Annotated in this window: 7 protein-coding genes; 6 read left to right on the forward strand and 1 reads right to left on the reverse strand. The window is 44.6% G+C overall.

What is annotated here, in order from left to right; genetic code table 11:
- Nucleotides 1–20 precede the first annotated feature (20 nt).
- From F0251_RS01735 to F0251_RS01750, 4 genes are all read left to right on the forward strand, one after another.
- Nucleotides 21–887 (forward strand): LysR family transcriptional regulator, encoded by an 867-nt coding sequence (locus F0251_RS01735; RefSeq protein WP_171730172.1) that lies wholly within the window; start codon nucleotides 21–23, stop codon nucleotides 885–887.
- A 187-nt stretch (nucleotides 888–1,074) separates the two neighbouring features.
- Complete coding sequence (locus F0251_RS01740) at nucleotides 1,075–2,322, forward strand: paraquat-inducible protein A (RefSeq protein ID WP_061031714.1); 1,248 nt, start codon at nucleotides 1,075–1,077, stop codon at nucleotides 2,320–2,322.
- Between the two features lie 24 nt (nucleotides 2,323–2,346).
- Nucleotides 2,347–3,972: an intermembrane transport protein PqiB gene (pqiB, locus tag F0251_RS01745; RefSeq protein ID WP_061031713.1), complete on the forward strand. Its 1,626-nt coding sequence runs from the start codon at nucleotides 2,347–2,349 to the stop codon at nucleotides 3,970–3,972.
- Nucleotides 3,972–4,475 carry a membrane integrity-associated transporter subunit PqiC gene (locus F0251_RS01750; RefSeq protein WP_061031712.1) on the forward strand — a complete coding sequence of 168 codons (504 nt, stop codon included), beginning with the start codon at nucleotides 3,972–3,974 and terminating at the stop codon, nucleotides 4,473–4,475. The genes pqiB and F0251_RS01750 overlap by 1 nt, the downstream gene beginning before the upstream one ends.
- Before the next feature lie 124 nt (nucleotides 4,476–4,599).
- On the opposite strand, the gene F0251_RS01755 is transcribed toward F0251_RS01750, so the two are convergent.
- Complete coding sequence (locus F0251_RS01755; RefSeq protein WP_171730173.1) at nucleotides 4,600–6,459, reverse strand: helix-turn-helix transcriptional regulator; 1,860 nt, start codon at nucleotides 6,457–6,459, stop codon at nucleotides 4,600–4,602.
- 307 nt (nucleotides 6,460–6,766) lie between these two features.
- Here F0251_RS01755 and F0251_RS01760 point away from each other — a divergent pair, with 307 nt between their 5' ends.
- Nucleotides 6,767–17,164 (forward strand): DUF11 domain-containing protein, encoded by a 10,398-nt coding sequence (locus F0251_RS01760; RefSeq protein ID WP_171730228.1) that lies wholly within the window; start codon nucleotides 6,767–6,769, stop codon nucleotides 17,162–17,164.
- A gap of 27 nt (nucleotides 17,165–17,191) precedes the next feature.
- A complete protein-coding gene (locus F0251_RS01765; protein ID WP_105059300.1) occupies nucleotides 17,192–20,707 on the forward strand; it encodes a hypothetical protein in 3,516 nt (1,171 codons plus the stop codon).
- Nucleotides 20,708–20,727 lie beyond the last annotated feature (20 nt).

Raw genomic sequence — 20,727 nt, forward strand, 5'->3', positions numbered from 1 at the left:
TGCAAAAAGAGAACAATAAGATGAGTAAGCTAAAGCAGATGTCGATTTTCGCTCATATCGTAGAGCAGGGTTCAGTCTCGGCTGCGGCTGAAAAGCTAGAGTTGTCTAAATCTGTCGTCAGTCAACATCTCAAAATTCTAGAACAAGAGTTAGGCGCCTCTCTCCTTAAACGCACAACACGAAGACAAACTCTGACAAGCATGGGTGAGCGCTTTTATTTGAGTTGCAAAGACATCAATGTGATCGCTGAATCGGCTTGGGATATGGCAAAATCCGAGCTAGAAGAGCCACAAGGTCGGATTCGTATCACAGCTCCGAATGCGTTGATGGATTTATTGGTAGCGCCTGTTATTGCCGATCTGATGAAACAATATCCGAAGTTAAAGCCAGAACTGATAAGCGACGATCAGCATTTAGACTTCATGGAGCATGATATTGATCTCGCGGTACGAGTGGGCAGTTCTCGTGACAGTAACCTCAAGCAGAAACGCTTGGGTGAATTTAAAGATGTGTTGTGTGGCGTTGAAAGCATGCGTGAACGCGAACTTGATTCTATCCCTTATATCGCTAACTCATGGCAGGGGAAGCAGATCTCTCATTACTTTACCTCTCACACTGAAACAGACTTCGTTTACCAACAACAAGTAAGCTGCACCACCAACTCTTTCCACAGCTGCCTTGCCTTGATCAAATCTGGTGTCGGTATCGGTGTGATTCCAGATTTCTACCTATCTCAGTTATCCAATGAAGTGGTCGACATAATGCCAAGCTTCCAACTACCGACCAACACGGTTTATGCGCTAAACCCATTTGCTTCAAATACGCCTATCGCCATCAAGCTGTGTATCCAAGCATTAGAAGAGAAGCTCAAGCAAAGCTTAATTTGATGCCGACTAGTTGCTATCGGTGCAATTACTAAGATAGAAGATGACAAACCGGTCATCTTCTATCTTCCTACCTCTCATTTCTACCAGATTGCGTTCGTTTAATAGTGTGGACATTGGCAAAAAATCCAATCCTTACTTATATTTACCTAGAGTGTCTAGTTGCTTATTAACATCAAAGGGGACGTCATTGCCAGAGCGCTTTACCAAGTCGTGCCACGAATGCGGGCTGGTTAGTCAGTTTGAAGAACTGTCTGCGGGCAGTGAAGCTTCTTGCCCGAGATGTTCTCACACCTTATCGAGCCTCGGCCATCATAAAGAGCAGGGTGTGATGGCTTATGCGTCGGCTAGCCTTATTGCTTTAATCATGAGCCTGACATTTCCGTATATGTCGTTCAGCGTTCAAGGAATTAGCCAGCAAATCACCCTGTATCAAGCTGTTGATATGATGAATCGAATGGATAACAGCCTGATTGCTATATTACTTTTTCTAGCTGTGATTCTTTTGCCTGCCTATTTTTTGGTGCTTTCTCTCTGGTTTAATCTGCTCGTAGACAGAAAGAAGCACATTCATTATGCGGATAACCGATTCACCTTTTTGGCGTTGAAGTCATTAAGTTGGGCAAAGCCTTGGTTGATGGTCGATGTGTTTTTGATCGGCGTATTGGTCAGCTTAATCAAGATCGCAGCATTAGCCGATGTATCGATGGGGATATCATTCTGGGCGTTTTGTATCTATGCCATGCTGGTGGTTAAGACCATCTCTTTAGTCGATTTTGATTGGTTATGGGATCGCTTGGTACCAACCAAAGCCCCGCAAGAACCAATGATCGGGAGCATATTTCAAAATAAGCAGCATCTTGCTTGTCATATCTGTGGGCAAGTCCACCATTACAGCGACAGCCTCCACCGTTGTACCCGTTGCCACACTCACTTACATCACTTTGAGCCAGTCAAAAACTTACAAATCGCGTGGGCGCTGTTGTTCACCTCTGTCGTTTTCTATATTCCAGCAAACCTATATCCAATGATGTATACGTCTGCGTTCGGAACCAGTGAAGGTTCCACCATCATGGAAGGGGTGATCTTGCTTTGGAATATGGGTTCATACCCTGTGGCACTCATCATTCTTATCGCGAGCGTGTTTATCCCTATGGCGAAGATGGTCGCCTTGGCATATCTGTATTGGAACGCCAAAAGGGTGCATGGGCTGACCGAGCAAAAGGCAAATCGTTATCTTAAAGTTTATCGCGTGACTGAGTTCATTGGACGTTGGTCGATGATAGACATTTTCGTTGTCGCAATATTGGTGGCATTGGTTCAATTGGATGGCGTTATGGCGATTTACCCGGGGCCTGCGGCGCTGTCGTTTGCAGCTGTCGTGATATTTACGATGTTGTCAGCGATGATTTTCGATTCTCGAATTATATGGAAGTAATCTCCTCAAAGAGGTGTGAAACACATGGAAAAGCAAAGTACTTCGGATGCGAAGGTATCAAAAAAAAGTGAGTTGTCGCCCGTTTGGATTGTTCCAATCATTGCGGTTTTGGTGGGGTGTTGGATGCTGTTTCAATACTTCAATAATCGCGGGCCAGAGATCACTCTGATCTTACCGGATGCGTCTGGTATTGAAGCGGGAAAAACGGCGATAAAATCTAAGAATGTGCATGTAGGTACGATTACCGATGTCGCTCTGAGTGAGGACTATGAATACATCATTGCAAAAGCTCAAATAGACAAGAAAGCTTCACGTATGATCAATGCTGAAACCCAGTTTTGGGTAGTGGAACCGCATGTTGGTACTGACGGCATTAGCGGTCTTGAGACTATTTTGTCGGGCTCTTACATTGAGCTCAAACCGGGTAAATCGAGTGAAGCCCAATTGAGGTTTGATGTGTTGGATACACCTCCAGTAGCGGGACCAGACACCAAGGGTATCAGGGTTGTAGTTTCCCACAATAAAGCGAATCAACTCTCAGTTGGTGAACCGGTGTTGCACCATGGTTTCGTGGTAGGGCGAGTTGAGAAAACCAGCTTCGACTATCAAAAGAAAGAGGGTAAATATCAGCTGTTCATCTTTGCTCCCTATGATGGGTTAATTTTCGAAAAAACACAGTTTTGGCTCTCTTCTGGCATTGATGTCAGATTTGGTGCTAATGGCTTAGATGTCAACTTTGCCTCGATTGAGAGTATTCTGACTGGCGGCGTAAGTTTCGATGTGGCCGAGAGCATTAAACCGGGCGCCCAAATCAAAGAGAACCTAAAAGAGTACACGCTGTATGACAATTACGACGCCGTATTGCAGGGCAAATACACGACCTCGCTTGATTATGTGTTGTTGTTTGAAGAGTCGGTTCGTGGCTTGAGAAAAGGCGCACCTGTGGAATATCGTGGTGTGCGAATAGGTACGGTCGATACGGTGCCGTTGCAGATACGTATGGACAAAGATGGCAAGGTTTCGAACCGTATTCCTATCCTTATTAAACTCGAAATTGAGCGAGTTTCTGAAGTCTTCAGGCAAGTGAATGCAAAAACCTTTGCTGAACGGGTCAAATTGCAGATGGGAGAGGGGCTAAGAGCGACCTTAAAAACAGGTAACCTTCTCACCGGGGCACTGTTTGTCGATATTAACTTTTATGAAGACGAAGAGCCTTATGAACCAAGAGAATTTGATGGTTATCAAGTATTCCCTGTCGTCGCTGGTGGCTTAACGGAAATTCAAAAACAGATCACCGACTTCCTTGATAAGATCAATGAGCTTCCACTGGATGCCACTATCGCTAACCTAAATGGTTCACTGGCTTCGTTAGACAGTACCTTGAAGAGCATGGATGAACTGCTTGATAGCGAGGGCGCGAAAGCCTTGCCACAAGATATCAGTGAAACCATGAAGCAGCTTGAGGTGACGTTAGATAGCTATGATGAAGACTCAGATGCTTATAAACAGCTTATTAGTGCGTCTGAAGAGTTAGAGCATGTGCTGAAAGAACTCCGCCCGTTGATCAAAGTATTAAACGACAAACCCAATGCGTTGGTGTTTGGTAGCGATGTAGAAGAAGACCCGATTCCAGTTAAGGGAGTGGAATAATGAGAAAACTATTTATATCACTGATTGTATCGTTCGGGCTTTTTGGGTGCTCTTCTCCCACTGATGGCACTCATGCTTATCTTCTACCAGAAAGTACGCTAGATAAGCCCATATTCAAGGTAAAAACTCGAGTCGACTTACCTGATTATCTCGACACCATCGGCATTGCGTATCGCAAGTCTGAAAATGAACTGGTTTCTGCGCGTAAACATGTTTGGGCTGAGAATCTAGAAGGGTTACTTGAAGAGCGTATTGACTCTTCCGATGCATCAGGGGAGTCGGATAAAGAGTTGATTATTACTTTCGAGCAGTTCAATGGTTCTTACACTGGCAATGCAGAAGTAAAAGGAACTTGGGTCTTGAGCGAGCAAGACGTGGAATTAGCACGAGCGGAATTTGAATCTAATACGCCATTAAAAGAGTCGGGGTATGAGTCGCTTGTCGAAGCTTTAGGGGAGGGGCTGGATGAGGTGCTTGCAGATATTCAGTCGCAATTGCCGTGATTATCAGAAGGTAATATCTAGGACGTTGCCGATATTAACTTGAGAACCTCGAATCAAATTAATGAGAATATGAGAAAGCCACCGTTGATACAGTGGCTTTCTTATAATTTACGCTTGTTGAAAATTATCCATACTTATTAATAAATGCAATAACATGCTTATTGCTAAGTAGCTCTATTTTATCGATCGTTAGAATACAGTATGCGTATGATTTATTTTTAAACCTAATGTTAGAGGCTTCTTCTGTTGGCTCTGAGAATTTATAGATTTCAAATCCGAGTGTTTTCATTAGATCTAATGCATTTGGGTTTTTGACCATCATAGAGAATTTCTTGATCTTCGTATTTCTTGCAAGAAGCTTCATATCGGAAATCAGGTTCGCAATAGACTGTTCGCGCTTCTCAGAGTGACCGCTAACCACAATGTAATTTAAGTTATGATTAGAATCCAAAGAGCAGGCTTGCTTAAGATGTAGACGCTTATTTTTATATTGCTCGAATACCTCTTCGTTGAAGAAAAAGCCTAAGCTATGACTAACAATATCGCCATTAACGTCGACCAATTTTCTTCCATGGGCCTTTTTTTCACTGTAATAGAGAAACAGATCGATAGTCTCAAGAGGTGAAGAGTCCACCTTTGTATATTGCGAAATCAGCTTTATTCTATCTATTACTGTTTTGTCATTCTGATCTGTCATCAATGGCATGATCTTACAGTTGCAGCCTTCTTCAATATCCCCTTTAGTGATAGATGATATTCGGCTTTGAAATGAAAAAAACCGTTCACTCAGGAAACCTTCAAGTAGTGCAGTGTCTTCGTTATCTTCGGAATCAAAGGACTTCAACGTTGTATACAAGTCTAGACCAAGGCAGTCCAATAGCTTTAGGGCTTTGTAGTTACTTGGCTTTACTTTGCTATTTTCCCATCGATTTATCGTTACGACATCTACAGAGCTGAATTCATCATCTAAGTGATTGATGTATGCTGCAAAATCCTTTTGCGTTAACTTCAATTTCTTACGCGCTTCGCGAAGTAATTTCGGAAATTTCATCATGGTAGAGTATTCATCTTTGATTAGTGACATTACGTTCCGATTCGTCAGATAGTCTATTTTATCAGTTGTTAATATACAGTAGCTATAATGTTTATCTTTGAATGTGATATTACATTTTTTAGCAGAAGGCTCTGAAAATTTAAATACTTCAAACCCTAGTCCCTTCAAGAGTTTCATCATGTTGGGATCTTTTACTAAAACAGAATACTTTTTAATATTTTTATTCTGGGAAAGTAACTGTATATCTGAAACTATATGCTCAATAACATGATCTTTTGTCTCTGAGTGTGAGCTTATATTAAAATAATTTATGCTTTTGCCTGAATTTAAAGAGCAGGCCATTCTGAGATCTAGCTCTTGAGTTTTTAATAGCTCAAATTGATGGTCTTCAAAGAAAAAGCCTACGTTGTGACTCACAATGTCACCATCTGTATTGATGAGCTTGTGGCCATGGGCTTTTTTCTCACAGTAATAGAGATATAAATCAATTTGGTCCAGTGGCGAAATATCGACTTTTGTGAATTTAGAAAGTAGTTTGATTCTGTCGATAACGCTAGTGTCACACGGCTCGGACATTAAAGGCTGTGACTTAAAATTGCGTTGGCCTTGTTTTTTATTAAGGCCTGCTAGAGCTGAAATTCGACTTTGAAATGAGCCATGGGATTCGTTAAAAAACGTTTCGAGTAGTGTATCTTTTTGTTCGGACTTGAAGCTCTTTATTGTCTCAAACAAATCTCCACCAAGGTACTGTAAGATCTTGAGTGCTTTGTATGTATTAGGTTTTACCTTATTGTTTTCCCAACGATTTATCGTTACGACGTCAACCGCATTAAATTCATCGTCCAGCTGATTTAAGTAGGTTGCAAATTCTGTTTGTGTAAATTGAAGTTCCTTTCTGAAGTTACGTAACAACTGTGAAAACTCACTCATTAAAACATTAACCTTCTGATAATTAACTCAATGTCTCGATTCTAATTTAGACATCAGACTCTCTATTTAACATCCTTAGTAATTTGTTTTTTACGGATGTTAATTGTTTGGGTTGATTGACCTGTATGTTGCGCATGTCCCTAAAAAGGCGAAATGCCAAAATAGTGACGTCAAATCTATGGCATTTAGCCTGGAGACTTGTCAATCTACTGTGAAGTGCGCGTTAATGTTCAGATACAACCTTGCCTTTTTCTTATCTATTTTATTGATCCCATTCTCCGCCCAAGCTGACACTACAGGGCTAAAAATGGATCTGTCCGTAGATAGTGCATCTTATGACAATGGACAAGAGGTGGTTTACACGCTTGTTTTAACGAATGGGTCAGACAAAGCCATTAATGGCTTTGACGTTAAAGATGAGCTACTCAATATTCTGACGATAGATGACCAAGGCAAGAGTGTAAACGCGTTTACTCAGGCTACGATCCAAGCGCATTCGACGGTGCTTTCATCAGCGGGCACGTTTAATCGTTTTGGAAACCTAGAAGCAACTGACGTGCGTGTGGCCGCAGGTGGTTCGGTGACCTACACAATGTCTGCAACGGTTTCTGGTGAGGCTGCAGGAACGATTGATAACTTCGCGACGGCGAGTTCTGGGCTGTTGGATTCGGTGGACTCAAACACAGAGTCCATTCAACGAGGCCTATATGAACACGACATTACGGTGTCAGTTGATAAGACGAACTACCAACTGAATGATGAGCTGACCTATACCATCAAGGTATCGAATACCGGTGACACTGTTATTAAGGCGATTGACGTTCAAGATGCCATTTCAGCTATCAAGGTGCTCAATATTGAAGGAGGCTTGGAGCAAGCCTTTACTGACAACGTTAACTCAGCCACCAAGGTCGAAGGTAGCAAAAGTGATCCAGGCACCTTTGCCGAATCAGGGGACTTATCAGTAAGTGATGCGTCGATAGATATCGGCGGATCTATTACTTACACCATCGAAGCTACCGTTGCCGACAATTTAGTCGGCGATATTGTTAATGGCGATGTGACAGCTGAAACCCGTGATGCTTTGGTTTCTGCTGATGTGCTAACCACGCCGCCCACTGCGCCAAATATCGCTCTGACACACACCTTGAACCAGTCAGATAGCTACTTGGTTGATGACAAGTTTTCCTACACGGTGACGGTAAGCAACCAAGCAAATACGGGTATCGCTTATCACTACTCAGTTCAGCAGTTTCTCGCTGACCTTGAAACCGACTTAGGTAATGATATCAGCAGTAACAAGAATGCTGACGATACAATGGGCAACCCATATGAGTCTTGGACCAATCAGGTTATTACTATTGGTTCTAACAGCATTTCTGAACTGAACGATACTGGGATTGAATCCAACAAGTCGTTAAACGACACAGTTTCTATTTATCCTGGCGAACAAGTCCTGTATTCGGTGGAGGTTGATGTAAGCCCAGTCTCAATTGGCGTCATTCCTCAAGTTATTGCACGGGTAGTGGATGCAGAAGGCACAGCAGGTTCTACTGATGTGTTAACGGCTCCTCTAGATACACAACAAGTATTGAACTCTTCATCAAGCCAAATTACCCGTAATAAGAACACAACAGATACTACGTATGTACCGGGGATATCCGGTGATAACGAAGTGGTCTATGACATTGTTATTTCAAACAAGGACGCTGAATTTTTCGCGAACGATGTTGAAGTTGTCGATAAATTTGCTTGTATCGTCACACAGCAAGCTGATGGTAGCACTGCTTCTGCGTTTTCTGAATGGAAATTAGAAGTCGCTGATAGAAGTGGTGATGGCTCTAATTACGGTTCATTTAACTATGGGTCTTGGACTAAAAACGACATCGATTTAAAAGTCGACCTCGCGCCAGAGGGCTTTGTTCATTACAAGTTGACCGCAAAAGTGGCTGATACAAGTGTAGGTCAAATTGTTGATGATGGTTCAGATGCAGGCTTGTGCTTGGGAGATAACTTAGGTGAGTCGGGATCTGGCGTTCAAATGCCAAATTCGAAATTGAAAGTACAAAAGGAAGTGGATTCTCGTTATTACTCTGCAGGTGGCACGCTCAACTATGAAATCACTGTAGAAAACAATGGTGATGGCTACGCGATTGATGTGCCTGTTTATGATGATTTAGCGTCAATCATGACCACCTCAATCAATGGAGCGCCAACCAAAGCGTACTTTAGCTGGGTGATAACCGCGAAATCTTATGCCTCTGACGGCTCTATTTCGGCAAACAGTGATCCTGGCTTTACTGGCCAAATTGAAGGTGATCAAAATAATAAAGTGATCTTAGATGAGACGGCTAAGTTAGCCCCACACGATAAGATCGTTTATAGCATTGCCGCTATCGTAAACCCAATTGCTGATGATGAGATTCGAAATGAAGTGGCGGTAGATAGCGTACTTTATTCCGATAGAGGCTCATACCCGAGAGACTATTACCTTGTTTTAGATAAACGTGTTGATGGCAATAACGAACAAAACGCATACACAGATACAACAAAGACCATTACCTATACGATCAGTATTACCAACCCAGAAGGGAATGGTTTCGCATCGAATATCAATGTTAAAGATGAAATCAGTGCCATAGAAGCTGAGTTACTTCACGAGCCGGGTGAAACCAAGCCAGTGTTCTCTTCATGGACGATCAGTGCTGAAAGGGAAGCGACATCTCCTTTAGTGAAAGCCTTCACTAACCCTGGCCTTTTCAAAGATAATGACAACCTGGATGCAATAGCTCAGATCCCACCAGGTGCGACGATTACCTATACCATTGTTGGGACGCTCGATCGCAGTGTCGACAGTGAGATTCTTTGGGGAGAATTCACCAATACCGCAACAGTGACGGGACCCGATACTAATCTATCGGATACGGTACGTACCTATCCTAGCGAACCGAATCTTGTAGTCGCTAAGACCGCTCAAAATACCGACTTTGTTGTAGGTGAGCGCGCTACATTCGATATTTATATCTATAACCGCGGCATTGGCTATGCAAATGACGCAACGGTACAAGATAGCATTTCAGCGCTTAACTTCTTTAATAGCTGGACAATTGTAGGTTCGACCAATACAGATAAACCGGGTTCTCGTTACGGTGACATTGCTAACGACACTGATATCGATACCGACGTTGATATTACTCCCGGAGGCTGGGTTCACTATGAGGTGAGCGGCATTGTTAAGTCTGACTATGAAGAAGAACAAGTATCGAACCGTGTTGATGTTTACGATCCTATTACAGACCGTGACCACAGCTCTTCTGCACAAATAGACAACTCGAACAGTGCTTACGACATCAATGTGTCTCTGTCGAAAACAACCGATGCGGTTCGTTACACACCGGGTGAAGACCTTACTTACACCATCGTAATTGGTAACAACGGTGATACCGACGAAACTGACCTTATCTTCATGGATCGATTGAGTGAGATCACCACCACGCTTGCTAATGATAAAGATGGTGAAGTAGAAGATGTTCTTAATCAAAACCCGTTTGACTATTGGTCTGTTGATACTGGCTCTGGTTTTGGCCCTCAAACGACTGAAGATGTGGAGTTCCCAGTTTCAATTCCGGCCAAAGACTTTGTCACGGTGCGTATTAAGGCGCATGTCAAAGACAATGCAGTATCTAACGGTGTCGCTGACAGAGACGGCGGCATAATCCGCAACGAAGCAGTGCTGATTCATGACGATAATGCCGGCTGTACTGACGATTGTGAGTATGCGAAACGTGCCGTGGCTGAAAACCATCAGGTACATAACAGTGGCGGCGTTGTTCGCACAACTAACATTAACCGCTACTCTCCGGGCGATCAGTTGACTTATACCATCAAGTACAACTCTCAAGACGGGCACGGTTATCGAAATAACGTTGACGTAAACGAACTGATTAATGACATATCAGTGGAGCTACAAGACGGCAATTCAGGTAATCCATTTTTCGATGATTCGGTAGGTTCAAACAAGTTTACGGTGGCGGTTGCTAAGAGCGATCCTGCAAACATGGGTACAACCGATGGTACTAAAGACGGTGATGTTGCGAACGACACTGACATCGTAACCTCGATTGATATCGATGCTGGCGAAGACGTGACTTACACAGTAACAGGTACCGTAAGACCGGATGCGGTCGGTGATATTCATTACCGAGATACCGTCGTTATTCCCGATGACTACCATCTAGATTTTGATAAAACGACCGATGAAGTGGTGTACGAGCCAGCTCAAACCGTGACCTATCACTTGGTGATTGAGAATGATGGCAAAGGTAACGCTCACGATATTCCAATCGTCGATAACCTCGAAGATATTACGGTCAGCTTAGTGGACGGTAATACAGGACCAGCGTATTCAGATTGGACCATCACATCGATCGCAACTGGAACCGATTCTGAGTATGTGGATGCGGGCGCAGGTGCTGGCAATGTTTACACATCAACCAACAGTAACCTAAATGTTGAAGCCGATATCCCGATGGGCGCTAAGCTTGAGTACCAAGTTGTAGCGACCATTAATGACAAAGCCAATGGAGACGTGGTTAACGTTTTAACCGTTGATGGCGACACGATCTCTCATGATATCTCGCAAGCTGGTCGTCAAATTGATTACGAAAAAAATATTCTGGACTACTACGATGCTGATGGAAACAAGATTCAGGGTGCAACGAGCTACATACCTGGTGGTTACATCGAGTATGAAATCTATATCGAAAATATCGCAACAGCGCATGTTGATGATATCAGCCTTCGTGATGACATCGACCAGATAACAACTCAATACTACGACGGAACTCGCGGTCCGGCGTTTGATAGCTGGACTATTGAAACCTCTGCAGATAGTTCAGGGATCTCTGACCCTGATGTCGATAACTCGATCAAAGACAATCAACCGATCGATACGCACTTTGATATATCGGCGGATAACTTTGGCCGTGCAGTCTCGTCACCGTTTGTACGTTATGTCATCAAAGCCAAAATCAGTCCCAAAGCAGTAGGTTCTTTCACTAACCGAGCGTATATCGATGAAGATGATGGCAACCAGTTCATTGCTGTTTCTCCCCCGACGTCGATGTCAGAACCAGAGATAACATTCTCGAAAAAGGCGTTCTATGACGCAGGCTTCTCTTCGGCAAAGACAAAGTATTCTCAAGCTGCTGGCGAGAGTGAGGTTTACTACCGCGTTGAGATTAAGAATACGGGTGATGGTACTGAATATGGTTCTCGTCTTGAAGATGCTATTTCGGCGATTCAAACTCGTATTGCAGAAGATAGCATCACTTCTGGTGGTGATCCTGTCGGCCAACCGTTCTTAGCTGGCTGGGAAGTGAGTTTAGATAAAACAGCTGCGACGGGTTCTATTACCGACGCGATTGACTTTGTATCGGGCAACAACATCGATATAGATAACGAAATTGTTATCGCAGCTCAAGAAAGCTTAACGTTCACTATTCATGCTTTGATCCGTGAAGATGCATTGGGTGATATTAAAAACAAAGCGAGCTATGACGGTAGTGTTCGCACTGCGACTTTAATGCCGCTTGAAAATAATACCAGTGTTGAAAAACGTGTGGTGTCGATCAACGGTAACCTGTTTACCGATGGTGATACCTATCTGCCGGGCGATGAGGTTGAGTATGAATTTGTTGTGACTAACCAAGAAAACGGTTGGGCGAACGATGTTCAGATCAAAGACACAATAACGGATATTGAAGTCGAGGTTATTGGTAATAATAAGAGAATGCCAGCTTTTGTTTCCAGTGATGCTTCTCATGAGATTAGTAATGGTATTGATGCCAATATTGATACCTATGTACCAAGCTACAACACAAGTGGCAACCTTGATATTGAAACCGATATTGCCGCGAGAGAAGTGCTGACGTTTAACTTAACGGGTATTGTTCGCGATGATGCTTTAGGCACGATTGATGCCAATCGAGTGACAGCAGGAAGTGACTTAGCGACGTCGCAAGAGATTCCTCCTAAAGATGCCGAGCTCGATTACTTCAAAACCTTGGTGTATACCGATGGTGAATCGGCAGGGTGTTCTGTTCCTTCAAACGATGGTAGTGGTTGTACTTATGCACCACGAGGTGATGTTGAGTATCAAGTTACGTTAGAAAATATCGGAGACAGTATCGCCGGTGATGTACCTGTTATTGACGCTATTCACGTAATCAAAACCGAAGATGGTGACGATGCGTTCTCTGACTGGGCAACGGCTATTGCGGTTGAACCTGCTGGTACCTATGACGTGCAAGGTAGTTACAGTGGCAGCGTACCATTGGATGCAACTGTCGACCTTCGCCCTGGTGAGCGTATCGTTTTTGATGTGAGAGGTACGGTCTCGGCATCAGCGACAGGTACAATCACCAACACGGCACAAGTGAATAACGGCAACACCAACGACATCATACTTGATCCGGGTCGTTCGAATATCCTGATAGATAAATGGACAGATACGCCTGAATACGTGCCGGGCGGAATGGTTAATTACTACATCGATATAACCAATAACGATGTGGACACTGGCCTGTTTTCTATTCGTGACATCATCAGCGGCTTTGAAGTCGAAACTGTCGATGGCTCAATGAAAACCGCACTCATGGAGTGGACGGTTGATTATGATGTGCTTTATAACTCCGCGCCATCAGACCCTAACGCTAATGATTTCTCTGAGCTCGACAAGCTAGTAGGTCAAAACAGCCCAGACATCGATTTACCTGCCGAATCGATCAAGATGGCAGGGCGAGATGATGCTGGCACTGGTGGTGGTGATAAGTACACCGTTGTCCGTATTCACGTAGAAGGCAAGGTTCGTGACGACGCGATTGGGCGCTTTACCAATACGGCTTATCTGCGACATGGATTAGATAATTCGAAGATTGCTCGCTTGAGAGAAGGTTATATCACTCCGAAACCGGGTCAATTGGTGTTAACCAAAGAAACGACGCCAATTGCAGAACCTGATGCCAAATACCAACCGGGTCAACCAATCTCATACAAGATCACTGTGGCTAACACGGGTGAAGGTTACCTTGTCGATCATGTCTTAACCGATCGTATCGACACCATCATGACAGAGGTGGCTAACAGCCCAGATCAAGAACAAGCGTTGACAGGCAAATGGGTCATTAGTAACGAACAGCTTGATGGTAGTGGCGATCCAACACTGAACGCACGCAAAGATGTGATTAATACCCCGCAAGGTTATGGTGCGACTTACAGCATTCACCCGGGTGACAGTTATTCATTTGTCGTGACCAACACTGTTAATGATAAGGCCAAAGGCGAGATCACTAACGTCGTTAAAGTTGAGGGTGACGATGGTGAGCACTCTGCTGACGCGACTTACCTTCCTGAAGACGCGCAAGTTGAGATCATTAAAGAGGTTGATAAAGCAGAGTATCTTCCGGGAGAGGCGCTTCAGTATACGGTAACCGTTAAGAATAACGGTTTAGGTTGGGCTGAAGATGTTGCTATTCAAGATGCGCTGAAGTCGGTTGAAACCACGGTTGCAGGCGGCGCCACTGAGCGAGCTTTTAACCCTGCTTCAATCCAAATATCTGCGGTATCGACAACCGGTGAAACCCCAGTACCGGATGCAACCAGTGGTGAAGACCTTAATGAGACACTCGATATTGCGCCTCAAGACAGCATTGTTTTCACGATTCTAGTGACGACTAATCCGTTGGCGACAGGCGATATTACTAACATCGCGTCAGCGACCTTTGACGGTACAACATTTGACGACAGTGCTACCAGTACACCAGTGTTGGCGACGGTTTCGGTAAAGAAGACGGTTGATACGCCATCATATGAAGTAACCAACCTGATTAACTACGACATCACCGTAACCAACAGCTCTGATGCGTTTGCATCTGGTGTTCAACTTCAAGACATCATCAGTGACATTCAAGTCGACACTACCGCGGATAAACAAGAGTCGGCATTTCTATTATGGGAAGTGAGCTTTGATGCCTCGGATGATCGATCTGTTGTCACTCCAAAGACGTTCGACTTGAGTGAAGACATCGATGTGAGTATGGATGTTGCGCCACAGAGCACTGTGACTTTCCATGTTAAGGCGTTAATTCGCACGACAGCGATTGGTTATATCAGCAATACGGCAACCATCACTTACAACGGTACGCCACAAGACTCGACGGTAGTCATGACGCCGAAAGACTCTGAGTTTGTTGCGACCAAAACCAATGTCCAAACCGAGTATGAGCCGGGTGGTGAGCTGGAGTTCCTGATCACCATAGAAAACACCTCGAACAACTACATCAGTGACTTAATTGTTGTTGATGACATGGAATCTATTGAGGTGTCGTATTACGACGGTTCGACGGGTCCTGCTTTTGTGGCTGGTTCCACCTCTTTGGTGGTCGATTCAACCACAATAGGCACTACCACCGAGCAAGTTAGTCCGACGGAATACAACGTAGATATCGCACCGCACGGCACAGTTGTGTTCCGCTCAAAAGGCACCGTAGTCGATACCGCGACTGGACACATTATTAATACCGCGCAAGTAGACGGCGGTGATGTTATCAGTCCTCCAGTTCACACTGTAGCGGCTGTGGTTCAAGCCGAGCTATTTACCGATGCCCCGTATTACGTTCCGGGTGGGCAAGTTGAGTATCACTTAGTGGTGCAAAACATTGGCCGTGGTATAGCTAAGGATGTCGCGCTTTATACTCAGTTCTCTGAATCCATGGGTGACCATATTGATGGTTCACACAGCCATGCCTTTGATGACTGGACACTAACTGCATCATCAGAAGGAGCTGAAACCCAACCGGGTACTTTTGATAACGATAAAGATATCTTTACGTTGGTCGACATCGCGCCTGGCGGAAAGATTGACTACACGTTCACATTGACGGTCAACGAAGACATGCTGACTAATATCGATGTGCTTGGTTACTACCTTGATTTAACTGGTAGCCCAGCGATGCGCGCTCGTTCTAAGGGCATGTTGGCCTCTGAAACCTCGATGCAGGCAGTGGCAGACCAAGTATCCGCTTTGGATCTACCGCCAGTGGGTGCTGATCTTGTTGTTGAAAAACGTTCTGATAAACCTGAATACACCGAAGATGATGACAGCGTGACTTACTATTTAGCCGTAACTAATAACGGTTTGGGTAATGCTGCGAATGTTCGCCTAACCGATGAAATCAGCGAACTGCAAAACAGCGTTGGCAACGAAGTGTTTACCGATTGGACCATTGAAGGTGTCGAAGTCGATGACTCGGGCGCAGTTATTCAGCGTCATACTTTCCCAGTTAACAAAGATCTAGACACCACAGTTAACCTGAAATCCAACAAACGTAACGCATATGCGTTTGAAGTAGTTGGAACTCTAGGTAAAGGCTTGGATGACGACATCACTAATACTTTTACGGCTACTGAATCTGACGGTACTGAAACCAGCGACAGCGTAACCAATCACATCAAGAAGATTCCTGATAACTCTGGCGTACTTGAGCTAACGAAATCTGCGTTACAAGACACGGCGCAAGTCGGTGACGCGGTTGAATACGAGATCATCGTTGAAAACAACAACGAATCTTACTTCAAGAACGTGACTGTAGAGGACCGTTACCCAGGTGGTCTGAAATACATCGTGGATACTTCAAAAATCGTGTTGAGTGGTATTGATGGTGAGTTTGGAACACAAGATGACCAAGTGATCACTCAAGAGCCGTCAGACACCGGCAAGCTCATGTTCACCTCGTTGAATTTTGAACCGGGCGAGAAGCTGCGTATTCGTTACTTATTACGAGTATCGGTCGGTGCCACTTTTGGTGATTACATCAACACAGCGGTCGCTAAAGTGGATGGCTCGGCGGTATCCAATGAAGACACTGCCAAAGTGACGGTTGAACCTGACAAGGTATTCGATACTTCTTCGATCATCGGCAAGGTGTTTGAAGATCACAACAAAGATGGATTCCAAGCCGACGCTACAGCCTTTGATGTGGAGTTAACCGCGAACCTAGCAAAACAAGGCTATATCGCCGACTCAACACATATCATTCGGGATGGACAAGATATTGCTGTTAAAGATGGCGCAATAACCACAGCGCTTGAGCAAGGTTTGGAGCTGGGTGATCTTTGGGGTCACTCAGTAAATCGAACGCTGCCAGAAACCAGTAAAGTGGTGATTCAATTCAAGACTCGCACCCAGCAGAGCTTTGATTTCTATGTCACGACCGATGCGGGATCCCGTATCGAGTTTGATGCACAAGGTCAGATTCAGTTTAAGCATGAATCCGATAAGAGGAAGGGACTGAGCGCGGAAAACCTCAACGTAACCAGAAACCTGTATCGCGATGGAGAGAATTACCTGTGGGAAATCGTTATCGAGAACAAAGGTATCTACGAAGATGGTATTCCGGGCGTTAAGTTGATGACGGTTGAGGGAATCGTTATTTACACAGACCAGTACGGTCGTTACCACGTGCCCGACCAATGGGTACTCAATAAGAAAGGTAAGAACTTCCTCGTGAAGTTGGACACTGATTCGCTATCCACCTCCATGGAAGTGGTGAGCGAAAACCCGAAAGTGTTGCGAATTACCCCGAACAAGCTCACTAAGTTCAACTTTAGCGTGCATCGCAAAGACCAACAAAGTGAACAGCAGTAAGCCATTGGAACCGTATCTGGAAATTGTATGAAAGTATTTAGTAAGTCTCGTTTAGCGACGTGTGTGTTGACTGCCATTCCAGTGATGGCGGTAGCGAAAGACACAGGTAAGCTTGAAAAACTTGGTTCTGAGACAACGGGCATTGAAATCACTAAGCCGAACCAAGACCAAGACAGCTCGCGTATTTACTTAGAACAAGGTGCTATTTGGGCAAGTCGTGACATCACTCGCTTTGATCCGGTGCTCGATGTCAGCGTCAGCGATGAGTTGGAAGTCGAGCAGGGCACACTGCGTGACAGCGTCGGTTTCACCATCACGACTAACTATGGTTATTACATCAAGAAGTATCAGTTAGAAGTGTACCGTGTCGGCGATTTTGGTTTATCTGAGCCTATCACGGTACTTGGTGGTGATAAATTGGCAAACGACTCTGACATCAATTGGGATGGTCAAACCGATGTCGACTACCAATTTAATGTCGGTGAGCAGCTGATGTTCCGTCTAAAAGCGTGGGACAAAGATGGCAACATGGACGTGACCACGGTTGGTGTAACGGATTTAGTGAAGCCTGACTCTGAAGTGGACATCGACCGTAACGATAATGACGATGAAGAGAGTAAAGACAAAAGCTACGGTCAAGCCAAGTTAATGCGCCATAACATCCCGACCAATGCCGGCTTAGCTAAGTTCATTGGTACCGGTTTGAAAGGCGTTGATAAGGTCATCATCGGTGAAGATGAATTTGACGTCGAAGATGGCAACTTATACGCAGAACAGTATCTACCGACAGACTCTTACATTTTCCCAACCAAGGTTGTATTTGATAACGGCGATGAGCGTCGTTATAAGCTCTACGTTCGCATTCCAGATACGTACTACGCTCAAACGGGTTTGGCTGATCTTTATGTTGGGAAGAACAATGTCTCTGGTAATAACAGTGCGTTGAGCGTTGATGACCAATATCAAGATGATATCTATAACCAAGGTCGTTTAGCGTACTTTGGTCAGGGTAAATTTGGTGACAAGCTTCGCGTGACCACTCACTTTGATACTCGAGAAAGTGAGATAAAAGATATGTTCAAACATCCGTTCGCATCAGACGATTCGGATGTGTTCGATATTCTCGAAGACGATGATGAGCTTTATTACGGCAACTATGGCGACAGTTCAAACATCGAAAAAGTGGTTAACACCAAGGGTAAGGTCTACCTCAATGTTGAATACGATAAATCGCAATACTTGTGGGGTAACTACAATACAGGGTTAACCGGCACTGAGAATAACGATTACAACCGTAGCCTCTATGGTTTCAAAGCTGATTATCGTACTCGCGATACTACACAATACGGTGAAGATCGTTTGAATGTAGTCGGCTTTACGGCTGAAGCTGACTCTTTGTATGCACATGATGAGTTCTTAGGTACGGGTGGTTCTCTCTATTTCCTTCGCCACGGTGAAGCGGTGCCGGGAAGTGACAAGGTTTACGTAAAAGTAAAAGATGAATCTGGCTTAGTACAAAACGAAATTCCACTTGAGCCGGGTGTCGACTATGACTTTGACCCGTACCAAGGTCGAATCATTCTGACCAAACCACTCGACAATATCTTGTCTGACAGTTTCGGTAGCGTGATTGAAAACGGTGATGATTACGAAAACTTCCTGGTTGTCGATTATGAGTATGTCCCTCAAGGTTCAGACTCGCTGGATGCGATGTCTTACGGTGGTCGTGCCAAAGGCTGGATCAACGATTACGTTGGTGTGGGTGTGACGTATGCGACCCAAGAGAAAGACAATCAAGATTACGAGTCTTATGGCACGGACTTAACGCTGCGTGCAACAGAAGGCACCTATATTAAAGCCGAATTTGCTCACAGTGAAGGTACTCAAACCGAGTCTAACTTCGTCTCTATGGATGGTGGTTTAACCTTTACGCCCATTGGTGACACATTGGAAGACCGCGAGGGTGACAGTGTTCAAATCACCGCGGTGACCAGCCTTTATGACCTTGCCCCAACAATTTTTGGTGCAGTAGGTAATGACCTGAAGCTTTGGTATCGAGACAAAGACGCGGGATATAGCTACGCGAGCAGCAGCGATGATTTAGAGCAAGAGGCATACGGTGCTGAACTTCGTTTACAAGCGACCGATCGTTTAGCGGTACTTTCCCGTTTTTCGACCAACGAAGAGCGTGATGTTGACGGTAATCTAGAAACAGACACCGAAACTATTGAGGTAGAGACTCAAGTTAAAATCACCCAGCACATCAAGGTTTCGGTGGCAGGGCAACAAACTGAAGAGCTTAACCAAAACGACGAGCACAGCGATGCTACGTTAGCGGGTGTTCGTTTGGAATACATGTGGGACAGCGAGAATAGCGTTTACGTTAAAGGGCAAAAGACCGTGGATCAGTCGGATGACTATGACGAAAACGACAGCGCGTCGATTGGTGCTGAATTCCAAGTGTTGGAAGATTTGTCATTAGGTGGTGAATATACCGATGGTGACCGCGGGCAAGTTGCTGAAGCGACCGTGACTTACGATGTGTCGGATGACCACTCAACCTACGTAACTTATGTAGATGATAACTACGAAGGTCAAAACAACGTGATTGTTGGTCAGCGTGCAGACCTCACTAGCAGTGTCGATTTCTACCAAGAGAACCAATTCGTTGATGAAAACGATGGTCACGGTCGAATAGACTCCTATGGCTTTGGTTACGATGTGACGGAAGATGTTGAAATGGGCATCGGTTATCAACTGGGTGAAATCGAAGACGACCAGAACATCACAACAGAGCGTGAGTCCATCAGTTTCAATGCCTCGATCGATCTAGATGACATCACCTTAAATCACAAGTTTGAATACCGAGTGGATAAGAGTGAAGACGACCCAGAGATAGCACAGCGTGAGCTGCAACAAATCGTGACGACTAACCGTTACACGCACCACTTAACGGAAGAGTACACGCTGTTTGGTAAGTACAACTACTCAATCACAGAGAGTGAAACCACAGGTGAAACCATGGCTCAATTCACCGAAGCCACAGGTGGACTAGCGTATCGTCCGATCTATAACGACCGATTAAACCTACTTAGCCGTTACACCTACATTGCGGACTTCGATCAACTGGATCGTGATGTGGATTATCAAGACGAAACTAGCCAGATCATTGAAGTTGAAGCGATCTATTCGATTGACCAACACTGGGACGTCGGCACTAAATACGCGCATAAAGACAAAGAGCAAGCTTTTGAGCGTGCTTCTGGCGCGAATGAGATCGTTAAAAGCGACATCGATTTATACGGACTGAGCGCTTCTTACCGTGTGATGAAAGAGTGGGATGTAACGGGTGAATATCACTGGAAAACCGACACACTTAACGATGAGCTAGAACACGGTGCGTTAGTTTCGGTGAACAAGCACATCGGCGAGAACTTCAAAATGGGGATTGGTTATAACTTCTCTGCGTTTGATAGTGACTTAACCAATGATGATGACTACGACGCATCCGGCATGTTTATTAACTTAGTCGGTAAGATTTAAGCGAGCCCTGAGAGAGTTGA

The organism is Vibrio sp. 070316B (assembly GCF_013114115.1).
GTDB lineage: Bacteria > Pseudomonadota > Gammaproteobacteria > Enterobacterales > Vibrionaceae > Vibrio > Vibrio chagasii_B.